A 16,575-nucleotide genomic window follows, 5' to 3' on the forward strand; every position below is an offset into this window, starting at 1 on the left:
GGAGGGTGAAGTTCACAGCAGGCTTGAATAACTCAGAAACCCGACCGTCTGTCCCGGCTCAACCACAGTGATCTCCTCACCGAGCTCAACCAGGCCGTCGGTGTCGACCAGCGACGACAGCAATCCCGCGCCCTCGCGCGGAAATTTGCTCGCTTCCAGCACGCCGCCGTCGCCCTTGCGCAAGGTCACCCGGACATATTCGCGGCGGCCGATTTTCTTCCTGTAGGCAAAGGCGGAGCGGACGGGCATCGGCAGCAATGGCTGCAGGGTGGCGCCCATAAGCGCCAGCACGGTCGGCCGCACCACATGGACGAAGGTGACAAAACTCGCCACCGGGTTGCCCGGCAGGCCGATCAACGGCGTGCCGCCGATAATGCCCATGGCGACGGGGCGGCCGGGCTTGATCGCCATCCGCCACAGCACCAGTGTTCCCGCGCTTTCGACGCTGGCCTTGACGTGGTCCTCGTCGCCGGTGGAGACGCCGCCGGTGGTCAGGATCAAATCGTGGGCGCCGGCGACCTTCTTCAGGCCATCCGCCATTGCGGCGCGGTCGTCCCTGATGATGCCGAGATCGCTGACCTCGCAACCAAGCCGCGCCAGCATCGCCGTCAGCATGAAGCGGTTGGAATCGAACAGTTGCGAAGCGGCGCGCGGGCCGCCCGGCGAAACCAGCTCGTTGCCGGTGGAGAACACCGCGACGCGAAGGCGTCTGCGGACATCGACATGGGTCAGGCCGAAGGCGGCGGCGAGCGCGACATCCTGCGGCCGCAGCCGGCTGCCTGCCTTGAGCGCCGCTTGGCCAAGCGCAATGTCTTCTCCGGCCGGGCGCACATTGGCGCCGGGTTTCAGGCCGGCCGGAAGCACCACCCTGCCGGAATCATCGATGCGGACATCTTCCTGCATGAACACGGTGTCGGCGCCGTCGGGCATCGGCGCACCGGTAAAAATCCGCACCGCATGGCCCACCTGGACCGCTTCGCCTGCCGACGCGCCGGCCTGAATGCGACCCACGATCTGAAACGCCCGCTCCTGGCCTTGCGGAAGGTCGCCGCCGCGCACGGCATAACCGTCGACGGCGGAATTGGTGAACGGCGGCAGCGGCAGCGGCGCCTGAAGATCGCGGGCGAGAATCCGCCCATCGGCCTGGTTGAGCGAAACGCTCTCGACCTCCGGCACCGCGGCTACCCGCGCGGCGATGATGGCAACGGCCTCATCGACCGACATCATCGGCCCGCCGAAGGCGAAGCAATCGTCGGACAGTTGCGCCATCCTGCTTCCTAGCTTTCGACCACGCTGGCAGCCAGCACGTCCTCGACTGAAATCGCGAGTTTCCGCATCATAGCGGCGATCGCCGGGATGTCATCGAGATGAACCACCGGCAGCGTGGTTTCCACCTCGGTGTCGGTTGCGATGCCTGATATCGCGGGATCGTCGGGGAACAGCATCGGCTTGCCATTGGCCAGCCGATGCACCTCGATCTTGCGATGCGGCTCGGACTTGAAGCCTTCGACCACCACCAGATCGACCCGCGACAGTTTTGCCAGCAATTCCGGCAGCCGCGGCTCAGGGGCACCGCGCAGTTCGCGCATCAGGGCCCATCTTTTGCCGGAGGACACCAGCACCTCGGCGGCGCCGGCCTCGCGATGCCGCCAGGAATCCTTGCCGGGAACATCGACATCGAACGCATGATGGGCGTGCTTGATCACGGAAACGCGCAAGCCTTCGCCGATCAAATGCGGGATCACCCGCGTCAGCAAGGTGGTCTTGCCGGCACCGCTCCACCCGGCGAGGCCAATCACTTTCATCTTATTCTCCGAGCCAGCGGCGGAACCGGGCTATGCTTTGCCTTGATGTGCTTTATATCGGCTGGCAGCGAATGTCATGCTAGCCTCAGGGATCATGATGAAGATCGACAAAGCGCCCGTCCCCCTGATCGTCCCGAATCCGGGGGATCCCCGGCTGACCGAACGCGTCGCCGGGACCGACCAGACCGGGGCCGTGGTCGAGATCAACGTGCCCGTCGAACGGCCGCTGACGCTGTATTTGAACGCGCAGGAGATCGTCACCATGATGACGATCGGCGATTATCCGGAATATCTCGCGCTCGGCTATCTGCTCAACCAGAACATGCTGAAATACGACGACGTCGTCACCGAGGTCGAATATGACGACGATCTGCAGGTGGTCGTGGTGCGCACCGAACACCATACCAATTTCGAGGCCAAACTGAAAAAGCGCACGCAGACCTCGGGCTGCGCCCAGGGCACCGCGTTCGGCGACCTGCTGGAGGCCGTGGAAAGCGTCGCCCTGCCAAAGGCGGAGCTGCGCACCTCCTGGCTCTACCAGATGACGCACGCCATCAACACCATGCCCTCGCTCTATCTGGAGGCCGGCGCGATCCATGGCTGCGTGCTGTGCAGGCAGGGCGAGCCGGTCTGCTACACCGAAGATGTCGGCCGCCACAACGCCGTCGACAAGATCGCGGGCTGGATGTTCCGCCACGGCGTCGATCCCGCCGACAAGATCCTCTACACCACGGGACGGCTGACCTCCGAAATGGTGATCAAGACGGTGCGGATGGGAATTCCCATTCTGGTGTCGCGTTCAGGCTTTACCGCCTGGGGTGTCGACCTCGCGCGGCAGGTCGGGCTGACGCTGGTCGGACGCGCGAAGGGCAAGCGCTTCATCGCGCTGGCGGGCCAGGAGCGCATCGTCTACGACCAGAATCTTGCTTTCGTCGCCGAGGAATCTGCGCGGCACAAGCGCAAGGGTGGTGAAAGTGACGAATGAGTTTCCAGCGACGCCCGGCGTGCTGCTCGCCGGCGGCCTCGCGCGCCGCATGGGCGGCGGCGACAAGCCGATGCGCCAGATCGCCGGCCGGACGATACTGGATCGCGTGATCGCGCGGCTTGCGCCGCAATGCGACGGCCTCATTCTCAATGCCAATGGCGATCCGGCACGCTTTGCCGGTTTTGGCCTGCCGGTGATCCCGGACGGCGTCGCCGATTTTCCCGGACCGCTCGCCGGCATTTTGGCGGCGCTCGACTGGGCGGCGACCAATCGTCCCGACGTTGCGTGGGTACTGAGTGCCGCGGCGGATTGTCCGTTCCTGCCACGTGATCTGGTGGCGCGCCTGCATGCGGCACGTGCCGCGGAGGATGCGCAGCTCGCGGTGGCGGCTTCCGACGGCCAGTCGCATCCGGTGATCGGGCTGTGGAGCGTGGCGTTGCGCGAAGAACTTCGTCACGCGCTGGTCGTGGAAGACATCCGCAAGATCGACCGCTGGACCGCGCGCTACCGGCTCGCGACGGTGGAATGGCAGGTCGATGAACTCGATCCGTTCTTCAACGCCAACACCATGGACGACATCGCCGAGGCCGAGCGGCTGGCGGCGCTGGACGGGGGCTGAACCAGGCGTGCCCAGTATGCTGCGCAGCATGTAATGCTGCGCTACTGATCCGGGGCCCATGGCTACGCGATGAAGGTGTGGGTCCCGGCTCTGCGGAGCAGCGCAAGATGCGCTGCTCCGCGTCCGGGACAAGAGCGAGGGTGTCTATCATGACCATCAAGCCCGATCTGAACGGCCACGTTGCCCTGGTGACGGGCGGCTCGCGTGGCATAGGCGCTGCGGTTGCGATGGCGCTGGCCGAGGCCGGCGCCGCCGTCGCCGTCAATTACCTGGAGCGCGCTGCGAAAGCCGACGCGGTGGTAGCGAGCATCAAGAGCAAGGGCGGCCGCGCGATCGCGGTCGCCGCCGACGTCTCACAGGCGGCAGCCGTCGCCGAGATGGTCGACCATGCCGCGTTCGCGCTCGGCCCAGTCGACATTCTCGTCAACAATGCCGGCATCGCGATCGTGCGCGGCATCGATGAACTGACCGAAGCCGAGTTCGATGCCACCATTGCCGTCAACCTGAAATCGGCCTTCCTCTGCACCCAGACGGTGCTGCCGGGCATGCGCGCCAAGCAATGGGGCCGCATCGTCAACATCTCGTCCGGTGCCGCGCGCGGCGCCGGCGCAATCGGCGTGCACTACAATGCGTCAAAGGCCGGCATGGAGGGACTGACGCGCGGCTATGCGGCGCGGCTGGTCAAGGAAGGCATCACCGTCAACGCAGTGGCGCCCTCGCTGATCGAAACCGACATGATGCGCGGCCGGTCGGAACTGGCGGCGCGCATCCCGCTGGGGCGGATGGGGCAACCCGATGAAGTGGCGCAGGCGGTGCTGATGGTGCTGGGCAACGACTACATGACCGGGCAGACCATCATGCTGAATGGCGGCATGGCGTTTGTTTGAAGGGCCAGGCGTGCCCCGGACGCAGTGCAACGCGCCGCACCTGCGGCGTGATGCGCTGCAGAGCCGGGGCCCATGGCAGCACAAGATGGGTCCCGGCTCTGCGGCGCAGCGTGAAGAACGCTGCACCGCGTCCGGGACACGAAACTAAGCCGGCCGAAACCCCGCCCGCTGCAGCGCCGCCCGCCCCTCTTCCGACGCCAGCGCCGCCAAAAATGCCTGCACCGCCGGACGCTGCTTGCGCGCGGTCACCAGCGCGAAATCATAATGCTCTTCGGCGAACGGAATGAACCCGAGGCCCGCGGCATGCGCCACCGGCGCTATCGTCATGCCCCAGTCGGCGCGGCCCTGCGCCACGGCGGCGGCGACCGCGTTGTGCGAGCGCGGCTGGTTCCAGTAGCCGTCGGGCCTGATCTCGCCGAGCAGCCGGTCGATCAGGATGCGGGTGCCGGCGCCCTGGTTGCGGTTGACCATGATGCAGGTGGGATCGGCGAGCGCTGAGCGCACCGCATCCCCCGCGCTGAGGCCTTCGAAGCGCGCATCGCCTGATCGAAATACGATGCCCTGCATCCGGCGCCAGCCCGGCACCAGTTCAACCCCATCCGCGAGATACGGCGTGTTGTAGCTCTCGGTTTTTTCATCGAACAGATGGATCGGGGCAAAATCGCATTCGCCGCGCTTGGCCGCGGCGAGGCCGCCGAGGCTGCCGACCGCGATCGAACGCACGACGAGACCCGCGCGCGCCAGTGGCGCGGTGACGAGATCGAGCCCGGTGCAGTGGCTGCCGACGATGACGAGATCCGGCACCCGCACATGCGGCGTGAACAGCGTCACTTCGGCGTCGGTGCCGGCCGGCATCTGGTCGGCCAGCGCGTCGATCTTCAAAAATCCGTCGGCCTGCGCGAACGAGGTGATGGCGCCAGATCCCTTGCCGGAGGGATAGGCGATCAGGCCGCCATCGCCCTCGACCAGCGACACCATGACGAATTCGGTACGGCCGAGTTCGCTGGCGATTCGCACCGGGACTTTTGCGAACACCTTGGCATCGGACCGCGGTGGCAGTCCCGCCATGCGGCGCAACACCGGCACGATCATGTCGTGGAAGGTGAACATCGCGGAGGTCGGAAATCCCGGCAGGATCACCACCGGCTTGCCGTCGCAGACCGCCAGGCACAGCGGCTTTCCGGGCTTTAACGCAACGCCGTGGGCGATGATGCCGGGTTTTCCCAGCCGCGCGATGATGCGATGAGAGACGTCGCCGGCGCCCTTCGAGGTGCCGCCGGACAGCACCAGCATGTCGCTGGAGCCGAGCGCCGCGCGCATCGCGGCTTCGAGCTTTGCTTCGTCATCGGCAATGGCGCCGAGAAACACCGCTTCGCCGCCGTTCTCGCTGACCGCCGCGGTGACGATGGCGCCGTTGGTGTCGTAGATCGCCGCCGGGCGCAATTCGTTCCCGGGCTGCACCAGCTCGTCGCCGGTCGAGATCACTGCGACGCGCGGCCTTCGCGCGACCGACACCTGCGCGATGCCGCAGGCCGCCAGCATGCCGATCTCGCGCGAGCCGATCACGGTGCCCGCGCGCAGCAGATTCTCGCCGCGCGCGATGTCGGAACCGGCATAGGACACGAACTGGCCGGGCGAGGCGGCGCGGCGGATCTCGATCGCGCGGGCGCCAACGGGCTGGGTGTGTTCGACCATGACGATGGCGTCGGCGCCGCGCGGCACCGGACCGCCGGTCGCAATCGAGGTCGCCGTGCCCGACAGCACCGGCCGCGTCGGTGCAATGCCGCAGGCGATCACTTCGTCGTTGAGCATCAGCCGCGTCGGCGTCGCCTCACCGGAGGAAGCTAGATCGGCAGAGCGCACGGCAAAACCATCGACATTGGAGCGGTCGAACGGCGGCACGTCGATCGGCGCCACGATATCCTGCGCTAGCGCGCAGCCGAGTGCGGCGGCGAGCGGTCGTTGTTCCGCGGGAACGGGGCGCGGGAACAACGCGGCTTCGAAGCGCGCCAGAGCCTCCTCGCGCGACAGAATGGTCAGGAACTGGTCCTGTTCCAGGTTCTCCCGATTTTTCGGCTGCTGCGGATGGGTCATACCCAAGCTCTTATCATTCCCGTAGCATATAGCCATCGACCGGCACGCCCGCAGCAAATCCTTCGGCGCCGCCCGATACCACGAGCCAGGCCTCCGCGCGGGCGATGGCGTCGAGCGAGAGGTCGCCGACCGCCAGCGTCACCCAGGCGCCCTGCTTGCGCTGCAGCAGCACGATCTCGGCGATGCCGACACCGGAGGCGATCTTGCGCGCCAGCGGCAGCTCAAGCGATTTGCGCGGTCGCCGCCCCGACAGCCGATCCAGCACGGGCAACGCCAGCGTCCACCATGCCGCGAACGCATGGTCCGGCGCGCCCTGCAGCGCAATGATCGGAATTTTGTCGATCCGACCGACCGCGGTGGTGCGGCCGGGCTGCAGCGCGATGCCATGCGCGATCACCTCGCCACGCTGCGCCAGCGCCGTCACCGTCGCATCGGCGCGGCCGACGCCGCTGCCGCCGATTGTGAGCAGCAGGTCGCAGCCGCCGGCATGGAGTGCATTCGCAATGGAGCGCGCATCGCGGCCGGCGGCCTCGATGCTGACGACATCGGCTCCGGCCTTGCGGGCGCTCTCTGCGATCAGCTGCGCTGTCACCGCCTCGTCTGCGGCGGGAATATTGACGACGCGGACGCGCGGCCAGCGAACGCTTAACGACCGCAATCCCGCGACCCGCGAGATCAGCAGATCGCGCGGCATCACGCGACGCCCGGCCTCCACGACAGCGGTTCCTCCGGCGATGTCGCCCCCCGTCCGGCGAACCCCCTGCCCCGGTATCGCCTCCGCCAGCACCTGAACCAGCGGGCCTGACTGATCGACGGAATCGGAATCGAGCACGCAGTCGCAAGCGTCCGGCATGCGATCACCGGCTTCGACCCAGACCGGCGAAGCCGCGAGCGGCAGCGGTGAATACGACGACGCACCGACCAGATCATTGGCGCGCAGCGCCCAGCCGTCGGTGGCGGCGATATCATGCGGCGGATGCGGTTTGAGCGGCGGCATGGCGGCGGCGATGCAGCCCAGCGCCTCAGCGAGCGGAAGTTCGATGGGAGGAACCGGCGCAAGGTCGCGCAGCAGCGCGGCAAGCGCTGTGTCGAGCGGGGTGAGCGAAGACGGCAGGCGTTGAGATGAAGTCATGCGGCGATGGTGGACCAAGCATCGTCACCTTGGCAACCATCTCTCGTCGTCCCTGCGAACGCAGGGACCCATAACCACCGTGGTTAATTGTGATGGAAGGTATCTGCCACAGCGTGCTTCAACGACAGATCACGCGGTATGGGTCCCTGCGTTCGCAGGGACGACGAGAAAGATGAGTCAGCTCCCCTTCTTCTCCGCGTTGGGGAAGAACAGCTGCTGGCCGTCGATCTTGTAGGCGGCGATCGCGGCCTGGCCTTCCGTGGAGATCAGCCAGTCGACGAAGGCCTGGCCGAATTCCTTCTTCACGCTGGGAAATTTTTCCGGGTTCACCAGCATGACACCGTACTGGTTGAACAGCCGCTTGTCGCCCTCGACCGCGATCTCGAGTTCGCCGCGGTTCTTGAACGAGATCCAGGTGCCGCGGTCGGCCAGCACATAGCCGTTCATGGCGCCCGCGGTGTTGAGCGCCGGGCCCATGCCCTGCCCGATTTCGCGGTACCACGGGCCTTTGGTGGCTGCGATGTCGACGCCAGCCACTTTCCACAGCGCCAGTTCGGCCGAGTGGGTGCCGGACTTGTCGCCGCGCGAGACGAAGGGTGCTGCTTTTGTCTGAATCGCCTTCAGCGCGGTTTCGATGTCCTTGCCCTTGACGCCGGCCGGATCGCTCTTCGGGCCGATGAGGACAAAATCGTTGTACATCACGTCGAACCGCTTGACGCCAAATCCGTCGGCGACGAATTTTTCCTCCTGCGATTTGGCGTGGACGAACACCACGTCGGCATCGCCGCGACGCGCGGTGTCGAGCGCCTGGCCGGTGCCCTGCGCGATCACCTTCACGTCGATATTGGCTTTGGCCTTGAACAGCGGCAGCAGATAACCGAACAGCCCGGAATCCTGCGTCGAGGTGGTCGAGGCCACCACGATCGAACGATCCTGTGCGCTCGCCGGCGCGAGGCCGGCGAGGCTGGTGAGCAAAAGTGCTGATACGAATGATGAAAATCGAAACGCCATGGCAGGCTCCTGTTGCAGCTCAGATCACGAGATCGCCGCGCAGAAAGGCGGCGGCTTCCGGGGTTGTGGGGTGGTCGAGAAAAGCAGCGGCGGGGGCGCGCTCACACAGCGCACCGCGCACCATGAACATCACCTCGCCCGCGAGCCTGCGCACCTGGCCGAGATCGTGCGAGGCCATCACGATCTTGATGCCGGATTGCGCCGCCATCAGCACGATTTCCTCGACGCTACGCGTTGCGGCGGGATCGAGGCTGGCAGTGGGCTCATCGAGCAGCAGGATTTCCGGCTCGCGCGCCAGCGCGCGGGCCAGCGCCAGCCGCTGCTGTTCGCCGCCCGAGAGCTTTCGCGCCGGGCGCTGCGCCAGATCGAACAGCCCGACGCGCTCCAGCAACACCGCGACCCGCACCGCGCGCTCGTTGCGCGGCGTGCCGGCCTGCGCCAGCGCATAGGCGACATTGGCGGCGGCGGTCCGGCGCAGCATCACCGGGCGCTGAAACAGGATGGCGCGCCGCACCGGCTTGCTCTCGGTCCGGCCACCCCAACTGACGCGGCCCGCCGTCGGCGCCGCAAGCCCCATCAACAGCCGCAACAAGCTGGTCTTGCCCGATCCGTTCGGCCCGACGATCAGGGTCGGCGCGCCCGGTGTGATGGAAAGACTCAAACGATCGAGAATGGTGGTGGCGCCGGCCAGCAGCGAGACGCCGTCGAGAACCAAAGGAAGATCACTGACGGTTGCGCGCATCGTCAGCCCGCCTGCCGTTCGGACCAGACGCGCGTGCCCCAGGCCGCGGCGTTGATCGCCAGAACGATCGCGACCAGCACCAGTCCGAGCCCCATTGCCAGCGGCAGATTGCCCTTGGACGTCTCCAGCGCCACCGCCGTGGTCATGGTGCGGGTAAAGCCGTCGATATTGCCGCCGACGATCATGACCGCGCCGACTTCGGCGGCGGCCCGCCCGAAACCCGCCAGCAACGCGGTGAGCAGGCTGAAGCGCGCATCCCACAGCAAGGTCGCCATGCGGCCGGCCTGGCTGACGTCCATCGCGGTCAGTTCGTCGCGATACTCGGCCCAGAGATCCTCGATGGTCTGGCGCGTCAGCGCGGCGATGATCGGTATGATCAGGACGGTCTGCGCGATGATCATGGCGGTCGGCGTGAACAGGATGCCCATCGATCCGAGCGGCCCGGATCGCGACAGCAGCAGATAGACCGCAAGCCCGACCACGACCGGCGGCAGCCCCATCATGGCGTTGAGCAGCACCACCAGAACCGAGCGTCCGGGAAAGCGGGTCAAAGCGACCAGCGCGCCCAGGGGCATGCCGATCAGGGCGGCCAGCGCCACCGCGGAGAGGCTGACGGCGAGCGAAAGCCGCACGATCGCAAACAGCGCGGCATCGCCGTTCAGTATCAGTTGCCAGGCGCTGAACTCGACGGACATCGTTCCTCCACCCACCTTGTTCGGCACAGATTCCGCTCATGTCAACAGATTGAACAAGAACAGAAATATGCATATTAATGCAGGATGGAATTTCTGACCACCAGCGAAGCTGCCGACTATGTCCGGCTCGGAGAGCGCAAGCTCTATGAGCTCGTGACCTCGGGGGAGATCCCCTGCAGCAAGGTCACGGGCAAGTGGCTGTTTCCGCGCCAGGAACTCGACCTATGGGTGCTATCGGGGCTGTCGCGGCCGGCCGGCATGATCGCGATGGACCCGCCGCCGATTGTCGGGGGCAGCCAGGACGACCTGCTGGAATGGACCTTGCGCGAATCCGGTTCGGGTCTCGCGTCACTCACCGAAGGCACCGCGCGCGGCGTCGAGCGCCTGCAGCGCGGCGAGGTAATGGCCGCCGCCGTGCATTTCCACAGCGAGGACGTCGCCGCCGAGGACGGCAATGTCGCGGCGATCCGCGCGCTGCCGGGCCTGCATGATGCCGTGCTGGTCGGAATGGTGCGGCGCGAACAGGGCCTGCTGGTTCCGCCGGAGAATCCCAAACAGTTGCGCAGCCTCGCCGATGTCCTGGCTGCGGGCGCGCAAATGGCGGTGCGGCAACAAGGCGCGGGCGCCCAGATGCTGCTCGACGTGCTGTTGACGCGCGCCGGGGCCACGTCCAAGGACCTGCGCCGGCTCGAGCCGCCATGTCTCACCGGTCCCGATCTTGCGGCGGCGATCCGCGCCGGCAAAGCCGACTGCGGCGTCGCCACCCGCGCCGCGGCCAAATCGGCGGGGCTCGATTTTGTCCCGCTGCTCTGGGAAAACTTTGATCTTTTGATGCGGCAGCGCAGCTATTTCCGTCCCCCGATACAGGCGCTGATCGGTTTCCTGGGCGACAAGCGGCTGAAGCAGCGGGCCGCGGAACTCACCGGCTATGACGCGGCGTCGGCAGGTCAAATCCGCTTCGCCGCCTGAGCGACGGGCTCCGTTGACGCCCATCCTCGAATAGTTGCAAATGCGACCAATTGGCGCTATCGAGCCGCCGAACAAACAATGACGGCCAAAGCCGTTTTCCAAGGGGAGAAAGCATGATGTTCGCCAGGACTTTAACCGTGCTTGCCGTGTTCGCGGCCGCGATGTCGGCATCGTCAGCCGCGCTGGCGCAGCTGTCGGATGACGCGGTCAAGATCGGCGTGCTCACCGACATGAACGGACCGGCCTCGACCCCGACCGGCCAGGGCTCCGTCACCGCGGCGCAGATGGCGGTGGACGATTTCGGCGGCAAGGTGCTGGGCAAGCCGATCACCATCATTTCAGGCGACCATCAGTTGAAAGCGGATATCGGCGCGGGTCTCGCGCGGCGCTGGTACGACACCGAGCAGGTCGACCTGATCGTCGACGTGCCGGTTTCGGGCGTTGGCCTCGCGGTGCAGAACGTCGCCAACGAAAAGAAGAAGCTGCTGATCGTTCACTCCACCGGCACCACGGACTTCCACGGCAAGTTCTGCTCGCCCTATGCGATGCAGTGGGTGTTCGACACGAGGGCGCTGGCGGTCGGCACCGCGCAGGCGGTGGTGAAGCGCGGCGGCGACAGCTGGTTCTTCATCACCGACGATTACGCGTTCGGGCACTCGCTGGAACGGGACGCCTCTGCCGTCATCACCAAAAACGGCGGCAAGGTGCTGGGAGCAGTGCGCCCGCCGCTGGCGACGCCCGATCTCTCCTCGTTCGTGCTGCAGGCGCAGGCTTCCAAGGCCAAGATCATCGGCATCGCCGGCGGGCCGCCGAACAACATGAACGAGATCAAGACCGGCGCCGAATTCGGCGTCTTCAAGGGCGGCCAGCAGATGGCGGCGTTGCTGGCGCTGATCACCGACATCCATTCGCTCGGCCTTCCCGCCGCGCAGGGCCTGCTGCTGACCACCTCGTTCTACTGGGACATGGACGACAAGACCCGCGAATGGTCGAAGCGCTATTTCGCCAAGATGAACCGGATGCCGACGATGTGGCAGGCCGGCGTCTATTCATCCGTGATGTCCTACCTCAACGCCGTCAAGGACAGCGGCACCGACGAGCCGCTGAAAGTGGCAGCGAAGATGCGCGAAAAACCGATCGAGGATTTCTTTTCCCGCAACGGCAAACTGCGCGAGGACAATCTGATGGTGCACGACCTCTGGCTGGTCGAGGTCAAGAAGCCGGATGAATCGAAGTATCCCTGGGACTATTACAAGATCCTGTCGAAGATATCAGGCGAGGAAGCATTCGGCCCGCCGGATCCGGCGTGCGCGCTGGTGAAGAAGTAGTTCTCTCGTCGTCCCGGCCTCCGAGCCGGGACCCATACTCCGCGGCGGTAGTTGTCAAAGAAGGTCTTTGACGCCCTGCTCCAACGAGAGGCCGCGGCGTATGGGTCCCGGATCGGCGTTCGCTAACGCTCACTTGTCCGGGACGACGACCGAGAATTATTTCGCTATCCCAGCCTCCCTGAAATACTTCATCACCCCCGGATGGATCAGGTCCGGCCTGATCGCCGCGGCGACGGTGTTGGCGGCCGTGGTTTCGCAGGCCTGCGGCAGTTTCTTGCAGAGCGCGGCTTCGACACCGTGCAGCGATTTCGCCAGCCGGTAGGCGATATCATCCGGCAGGTTTTCGCGGGTCAGCACAAAACTCCACGAGCCGACCGAGGCGATTGGCGCGGGCTGGTTCGGATAACTGTTGGCCGGCACCGTCAGCGGCTTGAGGAATGCGTGCTTGGCCCTGATCTGCTCGATCTCGCTTGCATCAGGCGCAATGAAGCGCGCGCCGCCGGGGCTTGTAGCCAGCGCCTTGAATCCGGGCCAGCCGATGCCGGCGCCCCAGAGCGCCGCGGCGCGTCCGTCCAGCACCATGGCCGGACCGTCGCCGGCGCGGTCGAGATAGATCGACTTGAAATCCTCGTCCTGCTTCAGCCCGATGCCGTCGAGCATGTAGCGCGACAGGATCGGCAGGCCCGAGCCTTTTGCCCCGAACGCCACCGGCTTGCCGACGAGATCCTGGATGGTCCTGTAGGGGCTGTCCGCGCGCACCACGAACATGCCGGGCGACGAATACATCGCGGTGAGGATCTTCAGGCGGATCGCTGGCCGCCCGATGCCCATGAAGGCCTCGTAGCTCGGCTCGCCGGCGACCAGCGCGATGTCGAGGGTTCCCGCCTCCAGCAACGGAATGTTCTCGCTGCTGCCCCTGGTGTTGCGCGGCTCGATCGACAGCGTCGCGTCGGCGCCGTTGATGACCTCGGCAAAGGCGCTGCCGTAGACCGAAAAGCCGCCGCCCGGCGTCGCCGTGCCAAGACTGATCGTGAGACTGATCGTGGTTTTTGGAATGACCTTGCCTCCCTCCTGCGCCGCGGCGCTGCCCGCCAGCAGCATGACGGCGGCGCCGACGATACGAGCGATGTTCATTTTGCGGCCCTCGAGCGGCGGCGCACCGCTGTGAATGCGCGGAACCATGCTGCGCCAAAAGCAATGTAGGCAAATTCCCGATTGTGTGAAAGCATCGATGCGACGGGCGGCAAAAGCCCGGTGACGACAACAACAATACGGGGAAACACCATGTTCGCAGCCTTGTTGGCATCTTTGTTAGCTCCCTTGCGGGCGGCCATGTTCGGCCTGGCTTGTCTTTCGGCCCTTGCGGGTCTCGCGGCCGGCGCCGCGCCGGCAGCCGCCGCCGACTACCCGACCCGCCCGGTCAAATGGCTGATCGGCTTCACCGCCGGCGGCCCGGTCGATACCGTGGCGCGGATCATGGCGCAGTGGCTGTCGGAGCATTTCGGCCAGCAATTCGTGGTGGAGAACCGCGCCGGCTCCGGCGGCAATATCGCAGCCGCGGCGGCGATCAATTCGCCGCCGGACGGCTATACGCTGCTGTTCGTGGCGCCCAACAACGCGATTTCGACCTCGCTCTACAAGAAGCTGCCGTTCGACTTCATCCGCGACACCGCGCCGGTTGCCAGCATCATGCAACTGACCAACATGATGGTGGTGCCGATGGACCTGCCGGTCAAAACCGTCCAGGAGTTCATCGACTACTGCAAGGCCAATCCCGGCAAGGTCTCCTATGCCTCGTCCGGCAACGGCACCTCGGTGCACATGTCGGCGGAACTGTTCAAGGCGCTGACCAAGGTCGAGATGCTCCACGTGCCCTACCGGGGATCGTCGGCGGCGATGCCCGATTTGATTGCCAACAATGTGCAGGTGCTGTTCGACAATTTGCCCTCGGCGCTGGAACAGGTGCGCGGCGGCAAATTGCGCGCGCTCGGCGTCACCTCGCCCAAGCGCTGGCCGAGCGTGCCGGAAATCCCGACCGTCGCCGAAACCGTGCCGGGGTTTGAGTCGGTCGGGTTCTACGGCTTCTCCGCGCCGAAGGGCACACCGCCCGAGATCATCGAGATCCTCAACAAGGCGGTCGGCCTGGCGCTGAAGGACCCCAAGCTGGTGGCCCGGCTCGCCGATGTCGGCGGCATCCCGAAGCCGATGACGCCGGCCGAGTTCGGCAAACTGGTCACCGACGAGACCGAGAAATGGCGCAAGGTGGTGCAGTTCGCGGGCGTGTCGGTGGATTAGGCGCGGAGTCGCACGCAACACACACGCAGCGTCATGCCCGGGCCTGACCCGGGCATCCATCGCGCTTCGCAAGAAACGTCTTCTCGAAGGAGATGGATTGCCGGGTCATCTGGCGCGAAGACGCGCTTCGCGCTTTTGCCCGGCAATGACGACTGGCTACACGCTCACCGCCACCAGCGCGGGTACCCATTCGCTGTGCGAGACCGCCGCGGTGACCAGATAGGCGAATGCGAGCAACGCCAGGAAGCCGAGGAAGAACAGCCCGAAGAAGATCATCGACAGCTTCTTGGCGAAGGCCGAAATGTTGGTCAGCCCCAAGCCGCCCCGCGACCAGCGAGATGACGAGACAAATGATAGCCCAGCGAAACATCGCGCACCCTTCCCGTCTGTTCGATCCGGCCACCTAACGCGCGCCGGCGAGCAAAAGTTCCTGGCCGGGAACACGGCATTGCGGGATCGCCGGCCACGGGTTAAGGGGTGGCGGCACCGTTGGGTGCCGCCCGCGGCGGCACCCCGGCGGGGCCTGTAGCTCAATGGTTAGAGCCGGCCGCTCATAACGGTCTGGTTGCAGGTTCGAGTCCTGCCGGGCCCACCAGCCTTCGCTCGCGAAGCGTGCGAAGGCTGCCCCGCCGAAGCCCACTTGGGCGAAGGCGGGCGCGGTCCTGCCCCCAAACCAAAAATATCGAAAACAACCCCATGCACAGATGCGGGGGCCGCCGGCATGGCTGCTTCGCTTGCAAAAACATTTTGACACGTCGGGCAGATCACCGGCACATTTCCAGCATCGCGCAATTTTCATGGCCGCTCATGGCCCTGCAAAACGGGCTGTCCGGCGCGATCACAGGCCGGAAATCGGATCTGTCGCGGAAAATCCGCAAGGTGCTCGCGGCGAAATGAATGCCGGACCCGGAAGCCTCGTCTTGCGCAGGCAGTACATGCCATTCTGGATTCCCCAGGCTTCCGGCGACCGTCCGCGCAAATGCGGGCAGCACCTCCTCATCGCGGCTCTGCTCGCATCGTTCGCCGTGGTGCCTGCCCGCCTGCTGTCGGAGCCAATTCGCCCCCTGGTCATAGCCACGAACCAGCCGGAAACCTCGTACGAAGGCAAATGGCAGCGGCGAGTCTATGAGGAGGCTTTCAAGCGCCTCGGCGTTCCGATCGAGGTGGCGCTGATGCCGACGCTGCGCATGACCGCAATGGCGGACTCCGGCGTTGTCGATGGCCAGTTCGTGCGCGTTTTTGGCTACGCGGATGCGCACCCTGAGCAGGTGCGGGTGGAGGAGCCGATTTATCAAGTGAAGTTTGGGCTGTGGGCGAGCAGTCCGGCGCTCAATCTGTCGCGCCTGGAAGATTTGGCCGCGACGAGCTGGATCGGGATTTACCGACGTGGTGTCGAGCAGTGCCAGAACTCCTTGTCCGGGGTGCTGCCGGGCGACCGCGTGTCCAGCGTGTCGACGCCGGAGCTTGGACTGCAAATGTTGTTGGCCGGGCGTGTCGACTTCTATTGCGAGCTGGACGCTGCCGTACTGAACGCGCTGTATTTGCCTGAATTCAAGAACGTCACCTCGATTCGTCCGCTGTTGATGTATGGCGATCCGATTGCGCTTCATCCCTATTTGCACAGGAAGCATGCCGAGCTGGCCGGCCGCCTGGCCGCGGTTCTGAAGCAGATGAAGGCGGACGGCTCGCTGGAGCGCTTTCGCCGCGAGGTCAAATATGAATTGACGGGGCAGTGATCCCTGCTCGCGGCGCCGTTCCGCTTCGCGGCGCCCGGTGTCGGCACGCTCACGCGCTTCCCTGATCTCCTGCGCCCGCATTCGCAATGTTCCGGCGTGTCGCAGGCGGCTGGTTTTTCCGGCGAAACCTGGTTCTGCGCTCGGCACCCCGCGAAAACATTTTGACACGTCGGGCAAATCACCGGCACATTTCCAGCATCGCGCAATTCCATTGACCGCCCATGTCCCTGGCCGCCGGGCGCGTCGACGCGATTACCTCCCAAATCCCGACCATTGA

Annotated in this window: 17 protein-coding genes and 1 tRNA gene; 8 read left to right on the top strand and 10 right to left on the bottom strand. The window is 65.6% G+C overall.

Annotated elements, in window-relative coordinates; translation table 11 throughout:
• Positions 1-12 precede the first annotated feature (12 nt).
• Together glp and mobB are read right to left on the bottom strand one after the other, a co-directional pair.
• Complete coding sequence (gene glp / locus Q7T45_RS05100; RefSeq protein ID WP_304868349.1) at positions 13-1,269, bottom strand: gephyrin-like molybdotransferase Glp; 1,257 nt, start codon at positions 1,267-1,269, stop codon at positions 13-15.
• Positions 1,270-1,277: 8 nt separating this feature from the next.
• Positions 1,278-1,805 (bottom strand): molybdopterin-guanine dinucleotide biosynthesis protein B, encoded by a 528-nt coding sequence (mobB, locus tag Q7T45_RS05105; RefSeq protein ID WP_304868350.1) that lies wholly within the window; start codon positions 1,803-1,805, stop codon positions 1,278-1,280.
• Between the two features lie 94 nt (positions 1,806-1,899).
• Here mobB and fdhD point away from each other — a divergent pair, with 94 nt between their 5' ends.
• The 3 genes from fdhD to Q7T45_RS05120 all read left to right on the top strand — a co-directional run bounded on the left by fdhD (position 1,900) and on the right by Q7T45_RS05120 (position 4,296).
• Entirely contained in the window at positions 1,900-2,790 is an 891-nt protein-coding gene (fdhD, locus tag Q7T45_RS05110; RefSeq protein ID WP_304868351.1) for a formate dehydrogenase accessory sulfurtransferase FdhD, read from the top strand.
• Entirely contained in the window at positions 2,780-3,409 is a 630-nt protein-coding gene (mobA, locus tag Q7T45_RS05115; RefSeq protein WP_304868353.1) for a molybdenum cofactor guanylyltransferase MobA, read from the top strand. The genes fdhD and mobA overlap by 11 nt, the downstream gene beginning before the upstream one ends.
• A 149-nt stretch (positions 3,410-3,558) precedes the next feature.
• On the top strand, positions 3,559-4,296 hold the full coding sequence (locus Q7T45_RS05120; RefSeq protein WP_304868355.1) for an SDR family NAD(P)-dependent oxidoreductase: 738 nt from the start codon (positions 3,559-3,561) through the stop codon (positions 4,294-4,296).
• Positions 4,297-4,440: 144 nt separating this feature from the next.
• Here Q7T45_RS05120 and Q7T45_RS05125 read toward each other — a convergent pair whose 3' ends face one another.
• From Q7T45_RS05125 to Q7T45_RS05145, 5 genes are all read right to left on the bottom strand, one after another.
• Positions 4,441-6,390 (bottom strand): molybdopterin biosynthesis protein, encoded by a 1,950-nt coding sequence (locus tag Q7T45_RS05125; protein ID WP_304868357.1) that lies wholly within the window; start codon positions 6,388-6,390, stop codon positions 4,441-4,443.
• 13 nt (positions 6,391-6,403) lie between these two features.
• The gene (locus Q7T45_RS05130) at positions 6,404-7,522 is read right to left on the bottom strand and encodes a molybdopterin-binding protein (protein ID WP_304868359.1); all 1,119 of its coding nucleotides are present in this window, start codon (positions 7,520-7,522) and stop codon (positions 6,404-6,406) included.
• A 177-nt stretch (positions 7,523-7,699) separates the two neighbouring features.
• A complete protein-coding gene (locus Q7T45_RS05135; RefSeq protein ID WP_304868361.1) occupies positions 7,700-8,533 on the bottom strand; it encodes a substrate-binding domain-containing protein in 834 nt (277 codons plus the stop codon).
• A 19-nt stretch (positions 8,534-8,552) separates the two neighbouring features.
• Complete coding sequence (locus tag Q7T45_RS05140; protein ID WP_304868364.1) at positions 8,553-9,275, bottom strand: ATP-binding cassette domain-containing protein; 723 nt, start codon at positions 9,273-9,275, stop codon at positions 8,553-8,555.
• 2 nt (positions 9,276-9,277) lie between these two features.
• Positions 9,278-9,970 carry an ABC transporter permease gene (locus Q7T45_RS05145; protein WP_304868366.1) on the bottom strand — a complete coding sequence of 231 codons (693 nt, stop codon included), beginning with the start codon at positions 9,968-9,970 and terminating at the stop codon, positions 9,278-9,280.
• Between the two features lie 84 nt (positions 9,971-10,054).
• Between Q7T45_RS05145 and Q7T45_RS05150 the strand changes: the two genes are divergently transcribed.
• Both Q7T45_RS05150 and Q7T45_RS05155 read left to right on the top strand, forming a co-directional pair.
• The gene (locus tag Q7T45_RS05150) at positions 10,055-10,939 is read left to right on the top strand and encodes a helix-turn-helix transcriptional regulator (RefSeq protein WP_304868368.1); all 885 of its coding nucleotides are present in this window, start codon (positions 10,055-10,057) and stop codon (positions 10,937-10,939) included.
• Positions 10,940-11,055: 116 nt separating this feature from the next.
• The gene (locus Q7T45_RS05155) at positions 11,056-12,267 is read left to right on the top strand and encodes an ABC transporter substrate-binding protein (RefSeq protein ID WP_304868456.1); all 1,212 of its coding nucleotides are present in this window, start codon (positions 11,056-11,058) and stop codon (positions 12,265-12,267) included.
• A gap of 156 nt (positions 12,268-12,423) precedes the next feature.
• Here the strand turns inward: Q7T45_RS05155 and Q7T45_RS05160 are convergent, their stop codons facing one another.
• On the bottom strand, positions 12,424-13,401 hold the full coding sequence (locus tag Q7T45_RS05160) for a TAXI family TRAP transporter solute-binding subunit (protein WP_304868370.1): 978 nt from the start codon (positions 13,399-13,401) through the stop codon (positions 12,424-12,426).
• Positions 13,398-13,601, bottom strand: a complete 204-nt coding sequence (locus tag Q7T45_RS05165) for a hypothetical protein (protein ID WP_304868372.1) — start codon at positions 13,599-13,601, stop codon at positions 13,398-13,400. Before Q7T45_RS05165 ends, Q7T45_RS05160 begins: the two co-directional genes overlap by 4 nt.
• Here Q7T45_RS05165 and Q7T45_RS05170 point away from each other — a divergent pair.
• A complete protein-coding gene (locus Q7T45_RS05170) occupies positions 13,600-14,562 on the top strand; it encodes a tripartite tricarboxylate transporter substrate binding protein (protein ID WP_304868374.1) in 963 nt (320 codons plus the stop codon). The two genes, Q7T45_RS05165 and Q7T45_RS05170, sit on opposite strands and share 2 nt — an antisense overlap.
• A 156-nt stretch (positions 14,563-14,718) precedes the next feature.
• Here the strand turns inward: Q7T45_RS05170 and Q7T45_RS05175 are convergent, their stop codons facing one another.
• Entirely contained in the window at positions 14,719-14,880 is a 162-nt protein-coding gene (locus Q7T45_RS05175; protein ID WP_304868376.1) for a DUF1328 domain-containing protein, read from the bottom strand.
• A gap of 201 nt (positions 14,881-15,081) precedes the next feature.
• On the opposite strand from Q7T45_RS05175, the gene Q7T45_RS05180 reads away from it, so the two are divergent.
• Both Q7T45_RS05180 and Q7T45_RS05185 read left to right on the top strand, forming a co-directional pair.
• Positions 15,082-15,157: transfer RNA gene (locus tag Q7T45_RS05180), tRNA-Ile, on the top strand.
• Between the two features lie 139 nt (positions 15,158-15,296).
• A complete protein-coding gene (locus Q7T45_RS05185) occupies positions 15,297-16,298 on the top strand; it encodes an ABC transporter substrate-binding protein (protein ID WP_304868378.1) in 1,002 nt (333 codons plus the stop codon).
• Positions 16,299-16,575 lie beyond the last annotated feature (277 nt).

The organism is Bradyrhizobium sp. (assembly GCF_030646015.1).
Taxonomy (GTDB): domain Bacteria; phylum Pseudomonadota; class Alphaproteobacteria; order Rhizobiales; family Xanthobacteraceae; genus Bradyrhizobium.